The organism is Asticcacaulis sp. (genome assembly GCF_035497195.1).
Taxonomy (GTDB): Bacteria; Pseudomonadota; Alphaproteobacteria; order Caulobacterales; family Caulobacteraceae; genus Asticcacaulis.
The window spans coordinates 158,038-181,966 of sequence record NZ_DATJDZ010000017.1; the positions used below are offsets into that span (position 1 = coordinate 158,038).

The 23,929-nt window shown below is 60.8% G+C and carries 19 protein-coding genes; 8 read left to right on the forward strand and 11 right to left on the reverse strand.

All coding sequences use genetic code 11. The annotated features are described in order from the left end of the window. Window positions 1-71: 71 nt before the first annotated feature. The 3 genes from VL130_RS09580 (at window position 72) to VL130_RS09590 (ending at window position 3,886) form a co-directional block, all read left to right on the forward strand. Complete coding sequence (locus VL130_RS09580) at window positions 72-1,832, forward strand: DUF885 domain-containing protein (RefSeq protein WP_325362641.1); 1,761 nt, start codon at window positions 72-74, stop codon at window positions 1,830-1,832. 1 nt (window position 1,833) lies between these two features. After that, window positions 1,834-2,784, forward strand: a complete 951-nt coding sequence (locus tag VL130_RS09585; RefSeq protein ID WP_325362642.1) for a glycoside hydrolase — start codon at window positions 1,834-1,836, stop codon at window positions 2,782-2,784. A 124-nt stretch (window positions 2,785-2,908) separates the two neighbouring features. Further along, the gene (locus VL130_RS09590) at window positions 2,909-3,886 is read left to right on the forward strand and encodes a glycoside hydrolase family 43 protein (RefSeq protein ID WP_325362643.1); all 978 of its coding nucleotides are present in this window, start codon (window positions 2,909-2,911) and stop codon (window positions 3,884-3,886) included. A gap of 8 nt (window positions 3,887-3,894) precedes the next feature. Here the strand turns inward: VL130_RS09590 and VL130_RS09595 are convergent, their stop codons facing one another. From VL130_RS09595 to VL130_RS09610, 4 genes are read right to left on the reverse strand one after another with little or no spacing between them, the layout of a single operon-like run. Beyond that, the gene (locus tag VL130_RS09595) at window positions 3,895-4,170 is read right to left on the reverse strand and encodes a type II toxin-antitoxin system RelE/ParE family toxin (RefSeq protein ID WP_325362644.1); all 276 of its coding nucleotides are present in this window, start codon (window positions 4,168-4,170) and stop codon (window positions 3,895-3,897) included. Further along, window positions 4,167-4,463, reverse strand: coding sequence for an antitoxin of toxin-antitoxin stability system (locus tag VL130_RS09600; protein WP_325362645.1), 297 nt, complete (start codon window positions 4,461-4,463; stop codon window positions 4,167-4,169). The genes VL130_RS09595 and VL130_RS09600 overlap by 4 nt, the downstream gene beginning before the upstream one ends. Window positions 4,464-4,521: 58 nt before the next feature. Beyond that, window positions 4,522-5,703, reverse strand: coding sequence for a Xaa-Pro peptidase family protein (locus VL130_RS09605; RefSeq protein WP_325362646.1), 1,182 nt, complete (start codon window positions 5,701-5,703; stop codon window positions 4,522-4,524). Window positions 5,704-5,713: 10 nt separating this feature from the next. Beyond that, window positions 5,714-6,964, reverse strand: a complete 1,251-nt coding sequence (locus tag VL130_RS09610; RefSeq protein ID WP_325362647.1) for an FAD-binding oxidoreductase — start codon at window positions 6,962-6,964, stop codon at window positions 5,714-5,716. A gap of 82 nt (window positions 6,965-7,046) precedes the next feature. On the opposite strand from VL130_RS09610, the gene VL130_RS09615 reads away from it, so the two are divergent. Continuing rightward, complete coding sequence (locus tag VL130_RS09615; protein ID WP_325362648.1) at window positions 7,047-7,961, forward strand: dihydrodipicolinate synthase family protein; 915 nt, start codon at window positions 7,047-7,049, stop codon at window positions 7,959-7,961. A 205-nt stretch (window positions 7,962-8,166) separates the two neighbouring features. Beyond that, window positions 8,167-8,832, forward strand: coding sequence for a GntR family transcriptional regulator (locus tag VL130_RS09620; RefSeq protein WP_325362649.1), 666 nt, complete (start codon window positions 8,167-8,169; stop codon window positions 8,830-8,832). Window positions 8,833-8,886: 54 nt separating this feature from the next. Here the strand turns inward: VL130_RS09620 and VL130_RS09625 are convergent, their stop codons facing one another. The 3 genes from VL130_RS09625 to VL130_RS09635 all read right to left on the reverse strand — a co-directional run bounded on the left by VL130_RS09625 (window position 8,887) and on the right by VL130_RS09635 (window position 15,604). After that, window positions 8,887-10,311 (reverse strand): amino acid permease, encoded by a 1,425-nt coding sequence (locus VL130_RS09625; protein ID WP_325362650.1) that lies wholly within the window; start codon window positions 10,309-10,311, stop codon window positions 8,887-8,889. A gap of 58 nt (window positions 10,312-10,369) precedes the next feature. Continuing rightward, entirely contained in the window at window positions 10,370-13,150 is a 2,781-nt protein-coding gene (locus VL130_RS09630; protein WP_325362651.1) for a DUF5695 domain-containing protein, read from the reverse strand. 126 nt (window positions 13,151-13,276) lie between these two features. Next, window positions 13,277-15,604 (reverse strand): S9 family peptidase, encoded by a 2,328-nt coding sequence (locus VL130_RS09635; RefSeq protein ID WP_325362652.1) that lies wholly within the window; start codon window positions 15,602-15,604, stop codon window positions 13,277-13,279. 88 nt (window positions 15,605-15,692) lie between these two features. Between VL130_RS09635 and VL130_RS09640 the strand changes: the two genes are divergently transcribed. Further along, window positions 15,693-17,189 (forward strand): glycoside hydrolase family 27 protein, encoded by a 1,497-nt coding sequence (locus tag VL130_RS09640; RefSeq protein WP_325362653.1) that lies wholly within the window; start codon window positions 15,693-15,695, stop codon window positions 17,187-17,189. A gap of 2 nt (window positions 17,190-17,191) precedes the next feature. Then, window positions 17,192-18,205, forward strand: coding sequence for an Ldh family oxidoreductase (locus tag VL130_RS09645; protein WP_325362654.1), 1,014 nt, complete (start codon window positions 17,192-17,194; stop codon window positions 18,203-18,205). Here VL130_RS09645 and proC read toward each other — a convergent pair. Further along, complete coding sequence (proC, locus tag VL130_RS09650) at window positions 18,202-19,002, reverse strand: pyrroline-5-carboxylate reductase (protein WP_325362655.1); 801 nt, start codon at window positions 19,000-19,002, stop codon at window positions 18,202-18,204. The genes VL130_RS09645 and proC overlap by 4 nt on opposite strands. A 71-nt stretch (window positions 19,003-19,073) precedes the next feature. On the opposite strand from proC, the gene VL130_RS09655 reads away from it, so the two are divergent. Then, window positions 19,074-19,541: a nuclear transport factor 2 family protein gene (locus VL130_RS09655; protein WP_325362657.1), complete on the forward strand. Its 468-nt coding sequence runs from the start codon at window positions 19,074-19,076 to the stop codon at window positions 19,539-19,541. Here the strand turns inward: VL130_RS09655 and VL130_RS09660 are convergent. The 3 genes from VL130_RS09660 to VL130_RS09670 all read right to left on the reverse strand — a co-directional run bounded on the left by VL130_RS09660 (window position 19,538) and on the right by VL130_RS09670 (window position 23,914). Further along, the gene (locus tag VL130_RS09660; protein ID WP_325362658.1) at window positions 19,538-20,614 is read right to left on the reverse strand and encodes an alpha/beta fold hydrolase; all 1,077 of its coding nucleotides are present in this window, start codon (window positions 20,612-20,614) and stop codon (window positions 19,538-19,540) included. The genes VL130_RS09655 and VL130_RS09660 overlap by 4 nt on opposite strands. An 11-nt stretch (window positions 20,615-20,625) precedes the next feature. After that, window positions 20,626-22,845: a TIM-barrel domain-containing protein gene (locus tag VL130_RS09665; RefSeq protein ID WP_325362659.1), complete on the reverse strand. Its 2,220-nt coding sequence runs from the start codon at window positions 22,843-22,845 to the stop codon at window positions 20,626-20,628. A gap of 70 nt (window positions 22,846-22,915) precedes the next feature. Next, complete coding sequence (locus VL130_RS09670) at window positions 22,916-23,914, reverse strand: 4-hydroxyproline epimerase (RefSeq protein ID WP_325362660.1); 999 nt, start codon at window positions 23,912-23,914, stop codon at window positions 22,916-22,918. Window positions 23,915-23,929 lie beyond the last annotated feature (15 nt).

A 23,929-nucleotide genomic window follows, 5' to 3' on the forward strand; every position in this document is an offset into this window, starting at 1 on the left:
CGGCAGTTGCACCTCAATGATTATACTGTATACAATTGTCTGGCAATACATATAAATGTGAGGTTACGTTGATGAAAATCCTGCTGCACGCCACCGCCATCGCCCTTGTCCTGACTTCATTTAACACCTTGCCCGCCATCGCCGACAGCGCAACGGATCAGAAGTTCGAGGCCATATACAAGAGCGAATGGGACTGGCGCAGCCAGCAGGAGGCCGCAAACGAAGACAGCCCCTCCGGCGAAGTCGCCGCGCACCTGCCGGACGTTTCTGAAAAGGCGCAAGCTGCCAAGCTCACCAAATGGCAAGACGTGCTGAAGCAACTCGATGGCGTCGACACCAAGGCCCTGTCGCCCACGGATGCCGAAGACTATCAGGTCTACCGTTTCCAGATCGAGACCCTGATCGCCGACCAGAAATTCAAGCTCTATCAGCGCCCCCTGAGTGGCGACACTTCCTTCTGGGGCGACCTCGCCGGCATGGCGCGCGGCACCTTCCGCACCGAGACCGACTATCGCAACTATATCGCGCAACTGGGCGACATGCCGCGCTATTTCAAGGACAATACCGACAACATGCGCGCCGGCCTGAAGCGCGGCTTCACCCTGCCCCGCATCTCGCTGGAGGGCCGCGACGCCACCATCACCAGTATTCTCGACGCCAAGGCGGTCGAGGACAACGCCTATTACGCGCCCTTCAAGGCGATGCCTGCCACCATCCCCGCTGAGAAACAGGCGGAACTGAAAAAACTGGCGGCCGATGTCATCAATACCAAGGTCATTCCGGCGCACAAGACCCTGCTGAAATTCATGCGCGACGAATATATGCCGGGCGCCACCAAATCCATCGCCGCCTATGACCTGCCCGACGGCAAGGCCTTCTACCAGTCGCAGGTGCGCGAATATGCCACGACCGACATGACGCCGGAGCAGATCCACCAGATCGGTCTCGACGAAGTGGCCAAGATCAAGGCGGAAATGCTGGCCATCAAGGCACAGGTCGGCTTCAAGGGCGACCTGCCGGCGTTCAACAACTTCCTGCGCACCGATCCGCAATTCTACGTCACGACGCCGCAGGCCCTGCTGGATCGCGCCGCCTGGACCGCCAAGGAATTCGACGGCAAGGCCGCGCAGTATTTCGGACGTATGCCGCGCTCGCGCTTCGCCATCATTCCGGTAGCGCCGGAACTGGCGCCTTTCTACACCGGCGGCCGGGGCGGCCCCGGCGGTTACTGGGTCAACACCTATAATCTGCCCGCGCGCCCGCTCTATTCACTGACGGCCCTGACCCTGCATGAATCGGCCCCCGGTCATGCCTGGCAAATGCCGCTCGCCATGGAAAACGAGGCGCTCCCGCCCTTCCGCCAGTTCACCTATATTTCGGCCTATGGCGAGGGCTGGGCGCTCTATGCTGAACGCCTGGGCGTTGAGATGGACATGTACCACACGCCCTATGAGACCTACGGCATGTTGAGCTACCAGATGTGGCGCGCCGCCCGCCTGGTGGTCGATACCGGCATCCACGCCAAAGGCTGGACACGCGAGCAGGCGCAGAACTTCCTGCTGGAAAACACCGCCCTCTCGACGCATGAAGTCACCACGGAAGTGGATCGCTATATCGCCTGGCCGGGTCAGGCGCTGAGCTACTATCTCGGCGAAATGGCCATCTGGAAGGCCCGTCACAAGGCCGAAGCGGCGCTTGGCGAAAAGTTCGATATCCGCCAGTTCCACGACGCCGTGCTGCAACTGGGTTCGGTGCCGCTGCCCGTGCTCGAAGCTCGCATCGACCGCTTTATCGCCGATGGCGGTAAAGGCCCCTACGCCGACGAGAAGTAGTATGAAGCGGGGGCTGCTGACTGCTTCCATCATCGCCGCGCTTCTGTCGTCTGGCTCAGTTCAGGCGACGGAGGCCGAGCGCGCCGTCATGGCGAAGGCGGAGTTTCCATCCCTGGAAAGCCGCGTCCTGACAGCGCCGCCCGCCTGGCTGAACCTCGATCCCTTCTACCAGAAATACGCCGATGCCGGCGGCATCCCCATCATCGGCTCGCAGAACGTGCCCGATACCGGCATTCTGGTGGCGCGCGATATCGTGCTCTACATGCTGTCCGAGCGCCCCGACATCCGCGACCAGCTGATCCGCAATGGCGCCCGCATTGGCATCATGGCGATTGACGAGACCACGACCGACATTCCCGAACAAAGCGACTGGAAGAAGCCGGCTATTGACGATCCGCGCCTGTCGAAATGCGACGTACGCGACTACGCCAAAACCATTGGCCTGCAAAGCGACCGCGACTACTGGGCGAAACGCGCGCGCGGTATGGGCGGCACCTACACCACCGGCGCTGCGGAAAATATCATGGGCGTGCCCGGCACCCGCTATTACGGCGAAAACATCCTCGTCCATGAGTTCTCGCACAACATTTTCGAGGCCATCCGCACCGCCGATCCGGCGCTGGCGGCACGCGTCGAGGCGGCCTACGCCCATGCTAAGGAACAACGTCTTTGGCAGGGCGCCTATATGGCCAATACGCTCGATGAATACTGGGCCGAGGGCACGCAGTTCTGGTTCAATTCGAACAAGGCCTACATTACCGACACCCTGACCGTGCTCAATGCCGATGACTTCAAGACGCACGATCCGGAATTCTACGCCCTCCTGTCCGAGGTCTATCGCTGGGATCACCGCATCCCGGCCGACGCCTACTATATGCACCCGGCCCGCATGAACAGCACCCACATCCACCTCGACGACACCGGCAAGGCCAGAGACGACTGCTTCTCGTAAACCACAGCGGTTTGACAAAGCGATTTTGGGCGTAGTAAGGGCAATTGTCTGACATTTTCCTGAGTGCGTCATGCCCATCTTTTCGCGTCGTCATTTTCTAGCCACATCCGCAGGTGCGGGTCTGATGGCCCCTATTCTCGCGCAAGCGGCTGACATCCCGTCGAAAATCGTCAACCCGCTTGTGCTTCAGCGCGCCGACCCGCAGATATTCCGGCATGAGGATGGCTTTTATTACATGATGGCCTCGGTGCCGGAATATGACCGGCTGGCCATCCGCCGCGCCCGCACCCTCGCCGGACTGGCGACGGCGGAAGAAGCCGTAGTGTGGCGCCGTCCCGAAAGCGGCCAGATGGCCGGTTACATATGGGCGCCGGAACTGCATCATTTTGACGGCCAGTGGCATATCTATTTCGCCGCCGGCAATGGTGACGACAAGTTCCATATCCGCACCTATGTGCTGAGCTGCGCAGACGCCAATCCGCTGACCGGCAAATGGTCCCTGACCGGCCAACTGGAAACGCCGTGGGATACCTTCAATCTGGATTCCACCACCTTCGTTCATCGTGGCGTGCGCTATCTGTGCTGGGCACAGCACGAACCTGGCATCGACACCAACAGCAATCTCTACCTGGCGCCTCTGGCCACGCCGGTTACCCTCGCCGCTAAACCGGCCCGTCTGACGGTCCCCACCTATGACTGGGAAACCATCGGCTTCAGGGTCAATGAAGGCCCTGCCCTGCTGGCGCGCAACGGTCGCCTGTTCCTGACCTATTCTGCCGCCGCCACCGACTATCATTACTGCATGGGTATGCTGACAGCGCGTGACGACGCCGATATCATGGACCCCGCGTCGTGGACGAAATCGCCGCAACCCGTGTTCAAAAGTTCACCGGCGCACAATGTCTGGGGGGCCGGCCATAACAGTTTTACCGTCGATGAAAAGGGCCACGACGTGCTGGTCTATCATGCGCGCGACTACAAGGACATCCAGGGCGATCCGCTGTTCGATCCGAACCGCCATACCCGCATTCAGCCGATCCATTACACGGCAGACGGCGTGCCGGATTTCGGCGAACCCGTGGCAAATGGTCCGCTGACTTAGCGATTCACTTAGCGATTTTGGGCGCTGTGCAGGAAACGAACGATCTGCACGACGTCCTCCTTGACGCGGTAAACAACGATAAAAGGCGTGTGGCGGATCACCAGTTCACGCGTGCCTTTGACCTTACCGGGCCGGCCCATATTGGGCTGTTCCATAAGCAGATCGGTTTGCCGTTCAATCTCGCTCAACTGGCCGAAAGCCGCACGCACATTATCCACAGCGATATAATCGAGCGCGGCGTCACGTTTCTTTTCGGCGGCTGATGTCCAGATGACCCGGATCATTCACCCGCCTTGATACGGGCGAGAAACCGCTGGCGCTGAGCCTCCATATTGGCTTTAACCTCTTCGTGCGGAATCCAGACCGTGTTGGGATCATCGGCCTCGCGCAACCCTTCCTCGACCTCGGCAATGAACCACGCATCATATTCGCGCTGCTTTTTCTGCTTGTCGATGAACTCCCGCATGGCCTCGCGCACGATCTGCGAGGCCGGACGATGGCTAGCCGCCGCTTCCGCCATGAAGGCGTCGCGCAATTCCGGTTCGATCTTCATTGTGAAAACGGCGTCTTTGGACATCAGGTGCTCCCGCAAAAGATACTGACAAGATATATACCTTGTCAGTATCTCGCACAAGCTACACCCGGTCGATGGCTTCCTGCGGCTCGGTGAACCACTTCGCGCCGTTTTCCGTGACATACATATGGTCTTCCAGACGGACGCCGAAGGTATCCGGCACCACAATCATCGGTTCATTCGAGAAGCACATCCCCGGCGCCAGCGGGGTTTTATCGCCGCGCACCAGGAAGGCCGGCTCGTGGATGCTCAGGCCGATGCCGTGGCCGGTGCGGTGCGGCGTCCCCGGCAAGTTATAATCCGGGCCGAGGCCATGCTTTTCCAGCACGACTCGGGCGGCATAATCGACCGCTTCGCATGGCAGGCCGACCTCGACCCGCGCAAAGGCGGCGGCCTGCGCTTCCTTTTCGATATCCCAGATGCGCTGATATTCCGGCCTGGGCTGGCCAAAGATATAGGTGCGGGTGATATCCGAGGTATAGCCCTGCACGTAACAGCCGGTATCGACCAGCACCAGGTCATTTTCCTTCAGGCGCTGCTCGCCCGGCAGGCCGTGCGGAAAGGCCGTCCCGCGACCAAACTGTGTAATGACGAACGAATTGCCCGAAGCCCCTAGTTTGCGGTGCGCCGCCTCGATGAAATTATTGACCTCTTTCGTGGTGATTCCTTCATAGAGCATCCGTGCCGTCGCCTTGTGGACGAGGATAGTCATGTCCTTGGCCTGCTGCATCAGGGCCAGTTCCGCCGCCGACTTGTACATGCGGCAGCCATTGATCACCGATGACGCTTCCTTGATTTCCAAGCCAGTTTCGCGGCCCAGCCGGCTGACCATCTCGAACGACATGGCCGGATCAACGGCGATTACTTTCGCGCCCCAGTCGTTCATGGCCTGGCCGATCAGGGCGTGCGGACTTTCATGCTCCTGCCACAGGCGGTAGTCAGCGGCGATCTTCATATCGGCTTCCAGCGAACCCAGTTCGAAGAACGGGCAGATCATCACCGGATCACCGGTCACGGGGATCAGCATCCCGACCAGTCGCTCCGACGCGCCCCACGGCACGCCGGCGAAATAGTTGAGGCTGGCCCCGGCCCCGACCAGCAGGGCGTGAGCGCCCATATCGCGGGTCAGTTTGCGGGCTTTCTCGATGCGCGCCAGCCGCTCGGCCACAGTGATAGCCGGCGCCTGATGCGCATAGGTCGAGAGCCTGGCCAGTTCGGCTTCGGGTGTGGATGAACCGATCATGGGGTGTTCCTTACTTGAATCGCGACAGGCTGAAGGCATCCGGCGCCTCGCCGCTTTTAATCATATTGGCGACGATTTCGCCGGTAACGGCCCCCAGCGTCAAGCCAAGATGCTGGTGACCGAAGGCGTAATAGAGGTTTTCGACGCGCGCCGAACGGCCAATGGCCGGCAGATAGTCCGGCAGGGTCGGCCGCGTACCGATCCACTCGGCTCCCTCTCCTTCAAACGGCAAGCCTAGATCACCAACATGCTTTCGCAGGCGCGCCCATTTGCGCGGGTCCGGCGCCGCGTCCTGACGGTTAAATTCGACAAAACTGGCGGCGCGCAGGCCGTTTTCAAAACCCGTCACGATCATCGAGCGATCCTCGAAGACCACCGGCGGGAAACCTTTCGGCCAATTGTGGTCCGGGGTCTGGATATGATAGCCGCGCTCGGCGATCATCGGCACGGTCTCGCCCAGGCTTTCCAGCAGGGTTTTCGAGCCGATACCGGCCGCCATCACGACCGTATCGGCGGTCAGTTGCTCGCCGCCGGTCAGCACCGCCCATGCGCTGCTCTTGCGGATAATCATCTTCTCAACGCGCTCAAGCAGATAGCGACCGCCGCGTTCGACAAATCGCTCATCGAGGGTTTCCAGCATCCGGCGGGTGTCGGCGATCTGCGCCGTGCCGATAAAACGAATCGCCCCGTGAATTTTCCGCTTCGTCAGCGCCGATAGCTGCGCCATTTCAGCGTCTGTCACAGGCCGCAAGGTCGTCATTCCGGTATCGGCGGACGACCAGGATTTCAATCCCCTGGCGGCGCTTTCCGGCGTTTCCCAAACCACAAAATGGCCGTCTTCACGCAGCAGGTCAGGGGCGCCAATATCGGTCATACGCCGCCGCCACGCCGGCATGGCTTCGCTTATCAGCCCGCCCAATGCCGCCTTACCACGCGCGAAACGCGCCGGCTGCGCCGCAAAAATCATACGTAACGAGAACGGCAGCCACGCGCTGATCCCTTGCGGCGGCAGGGAAAGCGCCCCGCCACGCATGAACCAGCGCCGCCAGGCCGATCGCACCGTCGCCATCGAAGCCAGCGGCTCGACCTGCTCGGTGGCGATGTGCCCGGCATTGCCATAAGACGCCGATTCTTTATGACCGCTATCGCACAGGGTCACCTGGAATCCCTGCGCCTGAAGCTGCAAAGCGATATTGAGACCGACCACGCCGCCACCAATTACCAAGCTCTTCTTAAGTGCGTTATTTTGGGGTGCCGTCATCGACCGTCATTATCCTTATTGCTATAGATTATCGAATATAGTATACGATATATGTTTTTACGCAAGCTTTAGGAGTACATATATGAAAATCGATTGGCAAGGCGTGTTTCCGGCCGTTACGACGCAATTTAATGCAGACTTGTCGATCAATGTCGCCGACACACAACGGGTTGTGGACGCCTTGATCAAGGATGGCGTCACCGGGATCATCGCCATGGGAACCGTCGGTGAAAACAACTCCCTGCTGGCCGCGGAAAAGCGCATTCTTCTCAAGGCGATCATTGAAGTTGTCGCTAAACGCGTACCTGTCATTACCGGCGTTTCCGAACTGACTACGCCGCTGGCCATCGCCTGGGTCAAGGACGCCGAAGCGCTTGGCGCCGACGGCCTGATGCTGCTGCCGGCCATGGTTTACGTGCCGAAGACCGCCGAACTGGTCGAGCACTTCACCCAGGTTGCCAACGCCACGACGCTGCCGATCATGCTCTATAACAACCCGACCGCTTATCGCGTCGCCATCACCAACGAAGCGCTCGAAGCCCTGCGTCCGGTGAGCAACATCGTCGCCGTCAAGGAATCGACCGCCGACACCCGCCGTTTCACCGACCTGCATAACGCCTTCGGCGACCGTTATTCGATCTTCGCCGGCCTCGACGACGTGGCCTTCGAAGGCCTGCTGCTGGGCGCGCAAGGCTGGGTCTCCGGCCTGACCTCGGCCTTCCCGCAGGAATCCGTCATGCTGGTCAAGGCGCTGGAAGCCGGTGATTTCGACACCGCCCGCGAGATCTACCGCTGGTTCATGCCGCTTCTGCACCTCGATGCTGATCACGATCTCGTCCAGTCGATCAAGCTGGCCGAGCAGATCATGGGCCGCGGCTCCGAACGCGTCCGCCTGCCGCGCCTGCCACTGACTGGCGCCCGTCGGGCCGAGGTCACCGCCATGGTCGAAAAGGCCGCGGCGACTCGCCCCAGCTTCAAAATCACCAAAGCCGCGTAAACCTGGAATCAACCCTTTTTAATGAAAGCCGTGGCCCCTTCGCCACGGCTTTTTCGTTAGGCGATGACGTTTTGATCACGAAAATGTCAGAATTTAATCCCATACAAGCGTTGATCCCTTGTCATCAGGATCGACTGGTGTCTAGTGTATACTATATAAAAACAGCACAGCGCTCTTACGCCCTGCCGCACACCGGACACCTTCCATGACTATTGTGGTTCAAACCCTTTCTGAACAAATTTTTTCGCTGGTTCGTGATCGCATCATTTCCGGCAAGATACCGACAGACGCCGCCATCCGCCAGGACGCCCTGGCCGCCGAACTGGGCGTCAGTAAGATTCCGCTGCGCGAAGCACTGGCCAGACTGGAGCAGGACGGTTTGCTGCTGTCGCACGCCAATCGCGGTTTCTTTGTCCGGCCGCTCAATGCCGATGAAGTCGAGGAAGTCTACGCCCTGCGCCTCAAGCTCGAGCCCGACGCTGTTGGGGAGGCTGCCAAGGTCGCCACCGACGCCGACCGCAAGGCCGCCCGTATCGCGCTCGATGCGCTCGATGTCGCCGCCAACACCGATAAAACCCAGGTCGGCAAACTCAACCGCGCCTTCCACATGTCGCTGGTCCGCCCGCTGCACCGTCAGGTCACGCTCCAGATCATCGAACGACTGAACATCATTTCCGAACGATATGTCGGCAAGCATCTGGAGCCGGCGGGCCGCGATGACCGCGCCCACAATGAACACATGGCGCTTTTTGAACTGTGGTCATCTGGCAAATCGGACGAGGTGTCCGCCTTGATGCGGCAGCATATCGCCATGACCCTGGACGACTTGCGCAGCCAGTTTGACACGGAAAAGACGGCCGCCAGCGCCTGACTTTTCCCACATTGATAAATGAAAAGGCCCCGGATTGCTCCGGGGCCTTTTATTTTATTCGGCAGCTTCAGCCTCGGCTTCCTTGCGTAACCGGCTGTTCCAGCGTCCGTAAGAGAAGTAGACTACAAGGCCGATGACCATCCAGATCAGGGTGAAAAGCTGGCTTTGGATCGGCAGGCTGTAGAAGATGAAGGCGCAGCCGCTGATAGCGACCAGACCGACAAGCCAGTACAGTGGCGTCTTGAAGGTCCGCTCCGCGTGCGGCATCTTTTTGCGCAGGATAATCATGGACAATGCCACGGCTATAAAGGCGATCAGTGTGCCGGCATTGGATAGAGCCGCAATTTCTTTCAGCGGCACAAACCCGGCGAAGATGGCGACGAAAATGCCGGTCAGCAGTGTGATCAGGGCCGGTGCCCCCTTGGAGTTGACCTTGGCGACAGCGGCCGGCAGCAGACCGTCGCGCGCCATGACGAAGAAGATACGGCTCTGGCCATACATCATGACAAGAATAACCGACGGCAGGGCCACGATCGCCGCCATGCCGACCAGTCCGGCCATGAGCGGGTAGCCGATGCTGCGCAGGATGTGCGGCAGAGGTTCGGCGCTGTTGGCGATTTCCTGGAAAGGCGCTACGCCGACGGCCACCGCCGCAACCAGCATATAGATGAGGGTCGAAACGCCCATCGAGCCGAGGATGCCAATGGTCAGGTCACGGCCGGGTTTCTTGGTTTCTTCCGCTGAGGTCGATACGGCGTCGAAGCCAAAGAAGGCGAAGAAGACAATCGCGGCGGCGGCCATGATGCCGACTTTTTCGCCGCCCATTTGCTGACCAATGAAGCCGAAAGGCGCGAACGGATCGTAGTTGCCCGCCTGAATCGCCGGCAGTCCGAGGAAGATGAAGGCGCCCAGCGCCACGATCTTGACCAGCACCAGTATGATATTGACGGTGGCGCTTTCACGCGTGCCGAGCAACAGCAGTCCCATGACCGCCAGGGCCACGCCGACCGCCGGCAGGTTGACCAGCCCGCCCGCATGGGGCGCGTTGAGCAGGAAGGCCGGCAGGTGCAGGCCCATCCCCTGTTCCAGCCAGCCGACGAGGTGGGCCGACCAGCCGACCGCGACGCTGGAGCAGGCAAGCGAATATTCGAGGATCAAGGCCCAGCCGACAACCCAGCCGGCGACTTCGCCAATGGCCGAGTAGGTATAGGTATAGGCCGAACCCGCCGTCGGGATCATGGTCGCCATTTCGGTATAGGCCAGGGCCGCACAGGCGCAGACCAGTCCGCAGATGGCGAAGGAGAGGATGACGCCCGGCCCGGCCAGACCGGCGCCGACGCCGGTCAGGGTATAGATGCCGGTGCCGATGATGCCGCCGATCCCCAGCGCCATCAGGTGGGGCCAGCTCAGTGTCTTGGCCAGCGCCTTGCCGTCGGCTTCCACCCGGTTGAGCGGCTTTAGCGGTCCGAATAATCCCATAAGTGTTTCCCAAAAATATAATTGGCCACGATCCGGATAGATCGTGGCCTGATGAGTGTTAGTTGGCTTTTGGCGTCAACTCAAGAGTGGTTGCATTTGCACCGAGTTGGATAGCATAGGCGGCACCTTCGATCGGCGCATTCGCGGTGTAGGTCTTACCGGTGGCCGTCGTGGTCTTGACGTTGAGATAGGCTTTCGGCGTATGAGCCTCCGCCGGCGCCAGCGACACCGTCACCAGGCCCGCTTTCGGGTCATAGGCAACAGCGGTAAACTTGCCGGCATCGAGGGTGAGCCACAGGCCCGCCGGCGCGATGAAGATACGCGCGCGGGCGCTGTCCTTCGGCTGGAGGGTGATCAGGCCGTTCGCCTCGCTGACATTGCCGCCGAAGCCGGCCCAGCCAAAGGTCGGATGATCGACCAGATAGGATGCGGCGCTGACGGCATGGCCGAAGAAACTCATGCCGTAATCGCCGTTCATGCCATCCCAGTGCATGGCGTCGGGGAAGGAATGGAAAGCGGCCGAACCGAAGCCTTCGGAATCGATATTGGTCAGCGACCCCATCAGGCCGCCGTAAGCGACGCGCAGGAGTTGGAAGTCCGCCGGATTAATGCGGTAGGCGTCAAACAGCGGCACGGCGTTGAGCGACGAACCATAATGGTGAAGCTGGCGCTCGATGCGCGACGACTTGCCGGCATAGAGGAAGTCCCAGAAGCGACGCGCCGAACCGTTAAAGCCCCAGTGCGGGATCGTCGGATCGTAAGCGAGGATGACTTCGCGCGTGGTATCGGCGGCCTTGTCGTCACCGAAATAGCGCGACCACATATAGACCTCGGCCTGGCCGGTCGAATCCCACGGCATTTCCGAGCCGAACGGATATTTCAGCGTCTTCCAGATGTCGGCGCGGCCCTTCATCATCGTCTCGATCTCGGTGGCCTCAGTGGTGTAGCCTTCGCGCTTCAGGTCTTCGAGAATATAGACGAAGACATCGCCTTCCATCTGGCCAAACTGGGTGTAGTAAGGCGCCTTGGTCATCATCGCCTTGGTGGTTTCAGCGGCGCGGGTCAGGTAGGTCTGCCAGGTTTCCTTGGTCGTCAGGCCGTCATGATAGCGGCCAAGACGATAGAGCGTCCACCAGGCGGCGGCGACGTGCGGATAGTTGTAGGAGCGGCCGAGATCGGCGGCGCCTTCGCGATCCCAGGCCGACCAGCTATCCCACTTCAGTTTCGGATCGTAGGTGCCTTCCGGCATGGTCTTCGGATCATAGAACATCACCGACTTGCGCACGCCATACTTGTCAGCGCCATCGGGCACCTGAATTTGGCCCCACAAGGTGGTGTCGGCGAACTGCTCGAACTTGGCGACCTCTTCCGGCACCGGATTATCGAGTTGCTTCATGATGGTGGCCAGCCACGAACCGGCCCCGCCCTCGTCGCTCAGGCCTGAAATCCAGACTCGGTTGTCCTGGGTGATGATCTTGTTCTCGTCGCGGTCATAGCCCATGATCGACGGGCTGCGCTTGAAAGGATCGGACGGGTTTTCGTACCACTGCTTCGTCGTCAGGAAATGCCCCATATCGGCGACCACCTGCTGTTCCGGTTTGGTGACGAGATAGTGCACGGTCTGGACCGAGTTATCGGCGTAGGTGAGGGTCATGCGCGCACGGCCATCGATTTTGCCGGTGACGGCGTATTTCACCCAGCCATCTTTCGCCTTTTGCGACGCACCAACCGCCAGCGCGCCCTCAGGGTAGATGCTGACCGACTTCACCGCCTGCGCCGAATGGACGAATAGCTCGGCATTCATGTCGGTCGGCACGACATAGCCCGGCAGGCCGACGACAACCGGCCGGCCGTTCTGCATCAGGGTCGTTTCGATTTCACGAATCGACGGCGAAAGCACGAAGCGCACGCCGATGGTCCGGCTCTCACCGGCTTTCAGCACCAGAGATGTCGGATCATTCCACTGCTGAACGCCCTTCCAATCAGTATCGGCAAAGCCCTTCGAGGCTACCATCCAGTCGTAAAAGCCCTCAAAGGTCATGTTGCGCTGTTCGGGATCGTTGTAGATCTTCAGCGACTTGTCCGGATTGCGTTCGTTGAGGATCGGCTTGTACAGCTCGAACGGCGTGTTCTTTTCCGGCAGGACCAGCAACGACGGACCGGCGCCATTCAGGCGATTGACCTGGAGATAGCCGGCATCCTTGCCAACATAGGGGTCGTAAAAGGACGCGGTTTCGTGGGCGTCGTCGAGATGACGGCCGGTAATGATATTGTCGAACACCATCGGCAGGCCCAGGCCACCGATTTCGATCGCCGTCTTACCGGGATTGGTCAGGGTGTAGCGCAGGACCAGCTTGCCGGCGACGACAGACCAGGTGCGCGTCACTTTCAGCGGGAAACCGGCGCCCAGAGAAGGCGTGATATCGGCGGCGGCGAGCGTGCCCTTGACCTTAAGTGGTGTCACCTTGGCGCGTTTGAAGGCCGTCGAATAGTCGCTCCACGTTTCACTGCCGACAGCGCGAACACGCAGGTCGAGATCGCCGACGCGATAGGCGCCGTCACCCAGACGCTGGGTAAAACGGTTTGACGGCGCGAAGTCGAAGCCATCCTTCGCCGCTTTCGGGGCCAGCGACACCAGGGTCTGCGAGGTCTGTTGCAGAGACAGCATGAAGTCCGGCGTATCGAAAACCTGGACCTGCGCCTCGGCGCTGTTCCACGGCTGCGCCGCCGTAGCGGTTTCCGCCATGACCGGCAGGGCCAGACCGCTCATCGTCAAGGCTGTAGCCAGAACCAGCAGGCTCGAACAGCGGCGGAAGGCGGAGGCGGTACGAAGAGTCATAACAGGCTTTCGATCAAAAAAAAGGAATGTCGATCGCAGCACAGGGAAGCGCGGCGACCGACCGGGATAATGTAAAACACCTATCCAATAGTCCGTCAAATATAAATTATACGATTTTGTGACAGATCATGGCGCTTTTGGCGACGTTTCCGGCAGGGCATTCCAGTCAGGTGTCGGCTCGCCCTGCAAATAGCGCACGAAGTAGTCGTACTGGCGGCGCAGGCCATAACCGAAATCGCCAACATTGCGCAAGGCGCCGTGGCCCTGGTTCGGCGCCACGATCAGGTCGAAGTCCTTGCGCGCCTTGATCAGGGCATTCACCACCTGCATCGTCGAGGACGGATCGACATTGCTGTCCTGTTCGCCGACGATCATCAGGATATGGCCCTGTAGCCGCCAAGCATTATCAATGCCGGAGGATTTGCTGTACGAGTCATCGACCGGCCAGCCCATCCATTCCTCGTTCCAGCTGATCTTATCCATGCGGTTGTCATAGCAGCCGGCATAGGCGACCGCCGCCTTGTAAAAGTCTGGATGGAATTCCAGCGCGCCCAGCGAACTTTGCCCCCCGGCCGAACCGCCATAGATACCGACGCGGCTGATGTCGTACCACGGATATTTAGCGGCGGCCGCCTTGTGCCACAGGATGCGGTCGGGGAAGCCGGAATCGCCGACATTCTTCCAGGCCACGTCGTGGAAGGCCTTCGAGCGGTTCATCGTGCCCATGCCGTCGATCTGCACCACGATGAAACCGAGATCGGCCTGGGCCTGCATCCCGACCACCTTGTCGCCGCCCGAATGGAGGCCGAACGGCCAGAAGGTCTTGGGCACGAAATTGTCATGCGGACCGGCATAGATGTTTTCGATCACTGGATATTTCTTGCTCGGATCAAAATTGCGTGGCCGGACGATGATGCCCCAGATATCGCTCTTGCCGTCGCGGCCCTTGGCAGTGAAGACCTCCGGCGCCTTGAAACCGGCGGTGGTCAGTTTGGTGATATCACCGTGCTCGACCTCGGTGACCAGCTTGCCGTCGGCGCTGTGCAGTTCGGCCACATTGGGCAGATCGATGCGCGACCAGGTATCGACATAGTAGGCCATGTCGCTGGAGAAGGAGACGTCATGCCAGGCGTCGGCCGCGGTGATCGGCGTCAGGTGCTTGCCGTCGAAATCGACGCGGAAGACGTGCTGGAAGTACGGGTCCTTACCGACATACATGCCGCTGGCGGCAAACCAGATTTGGCGTGTCTTGTCATCGACCTTCAGCACCTTGCGCACGATCCAGTCGCCTTTGGTGATCTGGTTTTTCACCTTCCCGGTCGTCTGGTCATAGAGGTAAAGATGGTTCCAGCCATCGCGTTCCGACATCCAGATCAGTTCCTTGCCTAGCCCGCCGATATCATGGCTGTAGCGCCGCTCTATGTTGACGAAGGTAGCGGCGTGGTCCTCGGCGACGATACGCGGCGCGCCGGTCTTGGCGCTGGCCTCGATCAGGCGGTAGGCCTGGTGGCCGCGCTGGTCATATTCAAAGGTGATGGCCGAGGAATCCGCCCGCCAGTTGATATCCGACATGGTGTAGGGATTGGGGAACAGGTCGAACGGAACATTGACCTGGCGCCTGGCGCTGACATCAAACAGCACCGGCCGGTCGATATCGACGGCATCACCGGGTTTCGGGTAAAGCTGCGTGGCCAGCTTCGGCTCGACCTCACCTTCGGGCGAGGACACCACCCGTGTCACGCGACGAACGAAGCCGGGGCGCACACGATAGGCGGCCAGTTTTTGCGAATCGGGTGACCAGACGATCGACTGCGGATCATAGAACTCGCCCTCGGAGCCATCGGTGCTGAGAACGGTCACCACGCCGCCTGTGGCAGGCTGCACCACGATATTGAAGCCCTGAACGAAGGCCAGCCATTTGCCATCCGGCGAGGGCTTCGGGCTATTGTCGGCCGGGATAGTCAGGTCGCGCACCACGCCGAAACCACGCGGCTGGCCCGTACCTTCCCGCACATGGGCGCAGACATAATCCGTGAGGGTGCAGGTCCAGGCATTGTCCTCATCGAGATAGGCCACCAGCCCCTTGCCACCATCGGTGAAAGTCACCGTGGTCATCGGCGCGGTGAACGGCAGATGCAGGCCGTTATAGGTCTGGCCCAAAGCCTTGCCGAGCGCCACCGCCAGCCGGTCCTGATCGAAAGCCGGTGACTTCTGCTTGGTGTCGGCGTCCATCATGACAAACTGAAAACCGCCCGGCACGGTCTTGCGATAGATGAAGCGGTGCGTGCCCTCGATCCACTGCGCCGGCTCGGCGATATTCTCCGTCAGGCCCGACCAGTCGTCGCGCAGATTGAGTGAGCGCTGGTAATCGGCCACGGTCGGCGCAGCCGTGGCGCTCGTCGCAAAAATGGCCAGGCCGAGCGTCAAAAGTCCCGTTTGCGTCCGCATTTTCATCCTGCCCTCTTGCCATTCCTGTGATACCCGTCATGATGTATACTATATACCGATGGCCGGACAAGCCGTTAATTCAGGGATTCCCGTTATGCGCAAACTGTTGATGACCACCATTTTGAGCGGTTTGCTGCTCGCTCAAACGGCAGTGGCGGAAGTGCCGAAAGGCGGTTGGGTGTTCGATTCATCGCCCGACTATCCGGGCTTCACGCGGCTGGTCATCGAGGAAAAGAAGGGCCAGCTTTCCGGCAAGGTAACGTCGAAATGGTACGGCGACCTGCCGCTGACCGACCTGCACACCGATGGCGATAATCTCGTATTCAAGCTCTATAACGGCAATCCGCGCGTCACCATGAGCGATATCGTGGTCAAGCCCGACGGCAAATCGGTCCGCATGACCGGCAAGGTGTGGTATCAGGATTTCGACCTGACCGCCCACAAGGGCAAGCGCGCGGAACTGAAGGCGCTCGATTTCGCCACCTACCCCTTGCCGGAAAAGCGTGTGGTGACACAGAAGCCTTTGGCCGCCACCCCGCCGATGGGCTGGAGTTCGTGGAACAAGTTCGCCACCGATATCAGCGACCAGACCATCCGCGAGACGGCCGACGCGCTGGTCTCTTCGGGCCTGCGCGATGCCGGATATATCTATGTCAATATCGATGACGGCTGGCAGGGCGAGCGCGACGCCCAGGGCGTGCTCCATCCCAACAAGAATTTTCCCGACATGAAGGCGCTCGCCGATTACGTCCATGCGCGCGGGCTGAAACTCGGCATCTACTCCTCGCCCGGACCGAAAACCTGCGCCGGCTATAACGGCTCCTACGGCCATATCAAACAGGACGCCGACACCTTCGCCGCCTGGGGTATCGACTATCTGAAATACGACCTGTGCTCCGGTGAATCCTTCTACTCGACGGCCGAGACCGTCTATGCCACCTATCAGGAGATGGGCGAGGCGCTCAACGCCACAGACCGCGATATCGTCTACTCCCTATGCGAATACGGCCGTTTCGATGTCGGTTCATGGGGACGCCAGGTCGGGGGCCATCTGTGGCGCACCACCGGCGATATCGAAGACAATTACGACGTCATGGCCAGGATCGGCTTCGACAAGAACGGCGTCGCCAACCACACCGGCCCTAACGGCTGGAACGACCCCGACATGCTCGAAATCGGCAATGGCGGCATGACCCAGGACGAATACCGCACGCACATGTCGCTGTGGGCCATGCTCTCGGCGCCGCTGTTACTGGGCAATGATGTCCGCCACATGACGCCGGAAACCCTGTCGCTGCTGACCAATAAAGAGGTCATCGCTATCGATCAGGATACGCTCGGCGCGCAGGGACTGCCGGCAAAGAAGGACGGCGCGATCGAGGTCTGGACTAAAAAACTGGCCGATGGTTCCGTAGCGGTCGGCCTGTTCAATCGCGGTGACACAACCACCCTGATCAGCGGCAAATGGGCCGATATCGACGTGAAGGGGGAGACCGTCCGCGATCTGTGGGCGCACAGCGATCACCACGCCGATGAAGGCTATTCCTATGCCGTGCCGAAACATGGCGCGGTGCTGCTGAGAGTAAAATAGATATGACCCAACAGACCTTATCCCTGGACGAGGCCCTCGCCTTAAGCCTCACCGTTCTGGAAAAGAACGGCTTCTCACCTGAACATGCCGGCGCGATCGCACGCAATATCTGGAAGGGCCAGCGTGATGAGTGCCATTCGCACGGGCTTTATCGCCTGCTGGTCTGCACCCACACCCTGAAAGGCGGCAAGGTATCGCCCGACGCCCTGCCGGAAGTGCATGACGCCGCCCCCGGTCTGGTACGCGTCGATGCGAAAGGCGCCTATTCTCTGCTGTCGTTTGAAACCGGCCTGCCGGTCCTGGCGGAAAAGGCGCGCAAGCAAGGTATCGCCGCCCTGGCCATCAATCACTGCTACCACTTCTCGGCCCTGTGGCCGGAGGTCGAGGCCATCGCCGCGCAAGGGCTGGTCGGGCTTGCCCTGACACCAAGCCATAGCTGGGTGGCGCCCTTTGGTGGCACCAAAGGCGTCTTCGGCACCAATCCGCTGGCCTTCGCCTGGCCACGTCCGGGGCAGAATCCGTTTGTTTTCGACTTCGCCACCAGTGCCGCGGCGCGCGGCGAAATCGAACTGCACCGCCGCGCCGGCAAGCCGATTCCCCAAGGCTGGGCGGTCGATACCGAGGGCCAGCCGACCACTGATCCGACCGAAGCGATGGCCGGCGCCATGCTGACCTTTGGCGGCCACAAGGGCTCGGCGCTGTCGGCCATGATCGAACTGATGGCTGGTCCGCTGATCGGCGATCTGCTCAGCCTGGAATCGCAGGCGTTTGACAATGGCGCCGGTGCCACGCCCTATCACGGCGAACTGGTCATCGCCATTGATCCGCAGGTCTTCATGGGGCCATCGGCCGATCTGCACAGCGCCCGCGCCGAAAAGCTGTTCGAGGCGATCGTCGATCAGGGCGCCCGCCTGCCGTCGCAACGCCGTTATGAAGCCCGCACCCGCAGCGAGGCCAACGGCACGGTCAGCATCCCGACCGCACTCTATAAGGACATTCTGGCCCTGCTCGACTAGCGCGTGGCCTGCGCCATTTCGGCATTGTGCCGGGCGGCGGCTTCCAGGGTCGCCGCCATCAGTTTGACCAGCGCATCATCCTGATCGAGCACCCCCAGTCCGGCCAAGGTGACACCACCAGGGCTGGCCACGCGCGACGCCATTTGGCCGGGACTTTCAGTTGATTGCAGCAACATGGCGCCTGCGCCGATCATTGTCTGGCCCATCAGCCGCCGGGCCTGATCTTCCGGCAGACCCTGTGCCTGCGCCGCGCGGCAGACAGCATCCGTAAAGCGGAACAGAAAGGCCGGACCGCAACCAGAAACCGGCGTCGCGGCATCAAGGTGCGCCTCGCTTTCCATCCATGCGACCAGTCCTAATGGTTCGCAGAGGGTGGTAGCCACGTTTCGCGCCGCTTGGGTCAATCGGTCACCGGCCAACGCCGTGATCCCCTGCCCGATCGACGCCGGCAGGTTCGGCACGGCGCGCACGATCGTTCCGGCACGCGGCAGGCGTTGGCGCAGGGTGGCGAATTCGACAGCGGCCAGCACCGACAATACAACCGTCTCCACGCTGATCAGCGGGTTCAGCCGTGGGGCTATCGCCGCCAGCATCTGCGGCTTGACCGCCAGGACAGCAACATCAGGCGGTGGCAGGTCTGCGGGCAATTCTGCAAACCACTGCACCCCATCGGCATCCGGCTTTTTCGGGTCGATCACTGTGATCGTGTGTGGATCATGCCCCTGACTCAGCCAGCCGGCCAGCATGGCGCCGCCCATATTGCCGCAACCGACCAGAAGCAGATTTGTTGCAGACATCCCTCGCCCTCCATGTATATACTTTATACGATATGATGTACTGGCACCTGAACTGTCAACCGGAGATCCTCATGAAAACCTTGATCCTGAGCCTTGTCTTAGCTCTCGGCCTTGCCTTCATTCCGCCGGCCAAAGCGCAGTCCTCCACGGATGCCGATACCCAAGCCATCCTGATTGTGGTCGCCGATATGGAAACGGCGTGGAATACAGGCGACTTCAAGGGCTACATGGCGGGGTTCAAAAATCCGGATGTCGTGTTCGTTTCCGGCGGGCGCTTTCAATCGGACTGGCAGGGCACGCTTGATCACTATGTGCGCGATTACGGCGCCTCACCGAAAACGCGCGGCACCCTGCACTTCTACGATATGAAGGTCGAGATTCTGGGGCCGGATTCGGCGCAACTGATCGGCCGTTTCCACCTCGAACGGCCGCAGCACGCGCTGGAAGGCGTCAATACGCGGCTGTTCCGCAAGGTCGATGGTCACTGGGTCATCGCCCTCAATCACGTCTCGGCCTATGATGTGCCGAGCGCGAACTAGCGCCCGGTCCGCTCCAAGAGGTCAACGAGATCGGCCTTCCAGTTGACGGCGCGGGTATGGGTGCCGTGGCCATTGGTCTGCGTGGTTTCCGGAATCAGCCGGAAGCGGATATTCGCATTGCGCTTCACCACCTGCGCCGGAAAATCGAAATTGCGCGGATTGATGAAGTCGTCCGCCGAATTGATCCACACAGTCGGCACCGTGATCTTTTCGATATCCACCCACGGATTATAGTTCCGCGACGAATCGAACTGATAAATCATGTCATTAGCGTCGCGTCCGGCCATGTCACGCGCCACGCGTTCGCGGCCAAGCCTGATCGCCTGGTCGCGCGTCGGCGCGATCATCTGCAAGTTCAGCGGCGCCGCGCCGGCGATAACCGAAACCGATGACGCCGTGCGCAGGCCGAGCAGCGGCTGGGTTTTGTACTCGCCGCCCATCCACGCCGGATCGGCCTCGATGCCGTCGATGATCATCTGCCGCCACATACGGTTCAGCCCGGCGATTTCCACCGGCTCACAGGCCAGCGGCATTAGCGCCGATGCAAAGTCCGGATGCTTTTCCCCCCAGACGAAGATGTGCATACAGCCCATCGAGGTGCCGATAATCAGGCGCAGGTGCTTGACGCCCAGGCCTTCGGTCAGCATCCGCCGCTGGCCTTCGATCATGTCGTCATAATCGTATTTCGGGAATGTCATGTGCAGGCCGTCCGACGGTTTGGAAGAACCACCGTGGCCGATATTATCCGGCAGGATGATGTAATATTTGCGGATATCGAGCGGCTGGCCGGGACCGTAAAGTTCATCGGCGAAGTAGGATGTCAGAAATTGCTTGCCGCTGCCGCCGGTGCCGTGCAGCACCATGACGGCGTTGTCGATCTCGCCCTGCGCATTGCGATGCGGCTGGCCGAGCGTGGTGTAATGCAGCTTTACGTCCGGCAGGCTTTCGCCCGTACCGAAGCGGAAATTATGGGCGACATAATCGCCTTCCTGCGTCGGCCAGACCGTCGGTGTTTGCGCGGCAACCGTCAGCGGGGCGGCCATCAAAGCCAGGGCAAGAACGAGACTTTTCATCGAAAGCTCCATTAAACGGTAAGGGTTACGGCTGTGCCGTCGAAAACGACAGTCCGCCGGGTATCCGATCCGGCTATCTCGATGGTGTAGGATCGTTTCACCACTTCGCCGTGGGTGCCGGCGATCCTCAGTTCGCGGCGGGCGTCGTTCCAGGTGAAGGCGGTCAGGCTGTAAGCGCCGTTGCGGAAATCGAAGGTCTCGCCGTCGTCTTCATAGAGGGTGAAGCTGCCATCGGCGCCGGGATGCAGGCGCAGGGTCACCGGCGCATCGCTGTGCTCTCCGGTCGTCTGCTTGACCGGACCGAGCGGCAGGATGGCGCCCGCCTTCACATACAGCGGCAGGGTGGCGAGATCGACCAGGCGGCTGATCTCACGGCCGCCATCCATCGCCTCCGCCGTCCAGAAATCATACCAGCGGCCTTTCGGCAGGTAAACCTTTTTGGCCGTCGCGCCTTTTTCGGTGACCGGCGCCACCAGGATATCGGGGCCATAGAGATACTGATCGCCGCGCGCCACGGCCTTGGCATCATCGGGATAATGCAGCCACAGGGCGCGGATGATCGGCATCCCCGTACGGTGGCCTTCGGCGACGGCGCTGTAGAGATACGGCATCAACTGGTAGCGCAGGTTGAGATATTGCCGGCAGATCGGCTCGATGCGCGGATCGTGCAACTGCTCCGGTGTCGGGTTCCACTTGGTTTCGGGATAGCCGCGATTACCATCCGTCCAGCCGAAGGGGGTGTGCATCCGCCAGTCGCGGCCATGCGAGCGGAACAGCGGGTTGAAGGCGGCGAACTGGAACCAGCGGGCATAAAGTTCGCCGCTGTATTCCTCGGTCGTGACGAAGCCACCGATATCGGTGCCCCAGTAGGTCAGGCCGCTCAGAGAAGTATTGATGGCGATCGGCACATGGTTCGTCAGGGTTTCCCAGCGCGTTTCGACATCGCCCGACCACAGGAAGGCGCTGAAGCGCTGCATCCCGGCAAAACCATTGCGGTGCAGGGCATAGACGCGCTTATTGGGCCGCCAGAGCTGCTGGCCCTCGAAATACATGCGGTTGCGCGCCAGCCGCGAGGGGGCATCGAAGCCATCCCCTTGATCGGGCCACCAGCCATCGACGCCGATATCCACCAGCGGCTTGTGCACCGGCCAGTAACAACTGACCTGGCGGTTCGGCGGCCATTTTTCATCCGCCGTCCGCCCGCTGGGCAGGGGCGCGGCGGTGCACGGATCGGTCACCCGGCCGGTCATGGTCTCGCCCTCGACGACGACGTGCAGCACCACCTTGAAATCGAGATCATGCAACTGATCGATCGTGGCCCCCGGATCAGGAAAGGCCTTGTCGTTCCAGGTGAATTCGCCGTTATAGGTATTCCAGCCATTGGGGCAGAAGCCGGTGCTGAGATAGATCATGGCGTCGCATGGCATCTTCTCGTCGCGGAACCGCCTGGCCTCGGCGACGATCTCGGATGGCTCGCCCAGGGTACGATGCGACTGCTGATAACCGAGCGACCACAAAGGCGGCATTTCGGCATAACCGGTGATCTCGGCATAGGCGGTCATGAGGGCGGCCGGTTCGCGGGCGCCGACGACAAACAGATCAATCGTCTGGCCGGGCTGATCCGGGAAAAAGCGGCCCTCCGCCCCGGTCAGGTTGAAGGCGCCGGTCGGTGTGTGGATAAACAGACCCCAGCCTTCGGTGCCGATCAACCAGGGCACTGGCACTCGCGCGCCGTGGGTATCGAGTTGGTAACCGCCCTGACCACTGATCATGGTTTGCAGGGTCTTCCGGCGGTCATAGCCGGGTCCGCCCTGCCCCATGCCCAACACCGGCGCATCGCCAAGCTGGAAACGCAGGCCACCGTTTTCGAAAGTGAGTCGCTGAACCAGGCTGCCGTCGCGGCGTTTAACCTCGACGACCAGCGGGTCGCCGGAGACTGTCACATCGAGATTGCCGCAGGTTAAGCGATGCGCATCGGTCGATGCCAGGCGCGCCTCCGGTTGAGGCCAGTCGCGGTCCGCGAGGGCGCCTGTATCATTGGCGGCCATTGCGCCACCGGCCGACACGAGGGCCAGGCGCACAATATCCGGCGCAGCGGAAGTGACCAGAAGCTCTACCGGCGCCGCGCCCATTTTGAGGGCGGCAGCCTGCGCACCGCTGGCCAGGGCGCCGACACCGCCCGCAGCCAGGATTTGTAGACTGAAACGTCGAGTCACACCGGGATAGGCCATGGAAACCTCATGAGGCTGGCATTGATATGGATACCCGTGACGCGCCCCGGTTCGCATCACGGGGCAGGCGTTAGACGACCTGGAAACCGGCCCAGAAGGTGTCTTCGCGGTCGATCCAGATATTGTTGAAGCCGGTCGCAATCGCCGATCCCTCGATCGAGGGAATGATGGCTTTCTGGTCGCCCAGCATGACTTCATCTTCAACGCGGCCAATGAACTGACTGCAAATATAGCTTTCGTGAACGAAGCGGTCGCCCTTTTTCAGGCGGCCGGTGGCGTGCAGATGCGCCAGGCGCGCCGAGGTGCCGGTGCCGCAAGGGGAGCGGTCGATGGCGCGTTCGCCGTAGAAGACGGCGTTGCGGCCATCGGCATTGTCGCTTTTCGGCTTGTCGGCCCACAGCACATGGCTGACGCCGCGGATGGTCGGATCGACCGGATGCACCGGCTCATATTTGTCACGCACCAGTTGGCGGATAACGCGGCTCAGTTCGATGATGCGGGCCGCACCCAGGTCGTCAAGGCCGGTATAGGGGCCTTGCGGCTCGATAATGGCGTAGTAATTGCCGCCGTAGGAGACATCGAGCGTCAGCTTGCCAAAGTCCGGCACGTCGATCTCGATGCCGGTCTGCGCCAGGTATGACGGCACATTGGTGATCTTCACCGACGTCACCTTGTTGGCGCTCGTGGTATAATCGATATTGATCACGCCGGCGGGCACTTCCAGCTTTAGCTTGCCGGGGGTGCGTGGCGTGACGAGACCATTTTCCAGCGCGAAGGTCACCATGCCGATGGTGCCATGACCGCACATCGGCAGGCAACCGGAGGTCTCGATGAACAGGATGCCGGCGTCGGTATCGGCCTGGGTCGGCTGATAAAGGAAACCGCCGGACATCATATCGTGGCCGCGCGGTTCAAAGCAAAGCCCGGTGCGAATCCAGTCGAAACGCTCCAGAAAATCCTGCCGGCGCTCGGACATATTGCTGCCCTTGAGCAAAGGCGCGCCCCCCGCGACGAGACGGACAGGGTTGCCGGCCGTATGGCCATCGATACAGAAGAAGGTGTGGCGCAAGGGTCTCTCCAGACA

Bases quoted from the DNA above. Each gene is read 5' to 3' on its own strand.
- VL130_RS09580 (WP_325362641.1), top strand. From the start codon at position 72: ATGAAAATCCTGCTGCACGCCACCGCCATCGCCCTTGTCCTGACTTCA.
- VL130_RS09585 (WP_325362642.1), top strand. From the start codon at position 1,834: ATGAAGCGGGGGCTGCTGACTGCTTCCATCATCGCCGCGCTTCTGTCG.
- VL130_RS09590 (WP_325362643.1), top strand. From the start codon at position 2,909: ATGGCCCCTATTCTCGCGCAAGCGGCTGACATCCCGTCGAAAATCGTC.
- VL130_RS09595 (WP_325362644.1), bottom strand. From the start codon at position 4,170: ATGATCCGGGTCATCTGGACATCAGCCGCCGAAAAGAAACGTGACGCC.
- VL130_RS09600 (WP_325362645.1), bottom strand. From the start codon at position 4,463: ATGTCCAAAGACGCCGTTTTCACAATGAAGATCGAACCGGAATTGCGC.
- VL130_RS09605 (WP_325362646.1), bottom strand. From the start codon at position 5,703: ATGATCGGTTCATCCACACCCGAAGCCGAACTGGCCAGGCTCTCGACC.
- VL130_RS09610 (WP_325362647.1), bottom strand. From the start codon at position 6,964: ATGACGGCACCCCAAAATAACGCACTTAAGAAGAGCTTGGTAATTGGT.
- VL130_RS09615 (WP_325362648.1), top strand. From the start codon at position 7,047: ATGAAAATCGATTGGCAAGGCGTGTTTCCGGCCGTTACGACGCAATTT.
- VL130_RS09620 (WP_325362649.1), top strand. From the start codon at position 8,167: ATGACTATTGTGGTTCAAACCCTTTCTGAACAAATTTTTTCGCTGGTT.
- VL130_RS09625 (WP_325362650.1), bottom strand. From the start codon at position 10,311: ATGGGATTATTCGGACCGCTAAAGCCGCTCAACCGGGTGGAAGCCGAC.
- VL130_RS09630 (WP_325362651.1), bottom strand. From the start codon at position 13,150: ATGACTCTTCGTACCGCCTCCGCCTTCCGCCGCTGTTCGAGCCTGCTG.
- VL130_RS09635 (WP_325362652.1), bottom strand. From the start codon at position 15,604: ATGAAAATGCGGACGCAAACGGGACTTTTGACGCTCGGCCTGGCCATT.
- VL130_RS09640 (WP_325362653.1), top strand. From the start codon at position 15,693: ATGCGCAAACTGTTGATGACCACCATTTTGAGCGGTTTGCTGCTCGCT.
- VL130_RS09645 (WP_325362654.1), top strand. From the start codon at position 17,192: ATGACCCAACAGACCTTATCCCTGGACGAGGCCCTCGCCTTAAGCCTC.
- proC (WP_325362655.1), bottom strand. From the start codon at position 19,002: ATGTCTGCAACAAATCTGCTTCTGGTCGGTTGCGGCAATATGGGCGGC.
- VL130_RS09655 (WP_325362657.1), top strand. From the start codon at position 19,074: ATGAAAACCTTGATCCTGAGCCTTGTCTTAGCTCTCGGCCTTGCCTTC.
- VL130_RS09660 (WP_325362658.1), bottom strand. From the start codon at position 20,614: ATGAAAAGTCTCGTTCTTGCCCTGGCTTTGATGGCCGCCCCGCTGACG.
- VL130_RS09665 (WP_325362659.1), bottom strand. From the start codon at position 22,845: ATGGCCTATCCCGGTGTGACTCGACGTTTCAGTCTACAAATCCTGGCT.